This is a genomic window from Rickettsia endosymbiont of Proechinophthirus fluctus, from assembly GCF_001602635.1.
Lineage (GTDB): Bacteria > Pseudomonadota > Alphaproteobacteria > Rickettsiales > Rickettsiaceae > Rickettsia > Rickettsia rickettsii.
Window position 1 is genome coordinate 1 of record NZ_LECS01000002.1, and the last position, 233, is coordinate 233.

Below are 233 nucleotides of genomic sequence, written 5' to 3' on the forward strand. Positions count from 1 at the left end.
ACGAAAGCGTGGGGAGCAAACAGGATTAGATACCCTGGTAGTCCACGCCGTAAACTATGTCGATTTGAAGGTTGTGGTCTTTGAGCCGTGGCTTTCGGAGCTAACGCGTTAAATCGACCGCCTGGGGAGTACGGCCGCAAGGTTAAAACTCAAATGAATTGACGGGGGCCCGCACAAGCGGTGGAGCATGTGGTTTAATTCGATGCAACGCGAAGAACCTTACCTACTCTTGA

The 233-nt window shown here is 51.5% G+C and carries 1 rRNA gene (running past one end of the window); it reads left to right on the plus strand.

Going from position 1 to position 233, the window contains the following annotated elements:
• Positions 1-233 (plus strand): 16S ribosomal RNA (locus BG75_RS01320); its annotated part runs 255 nt beyond the window's last position; the annotation flags it as partial.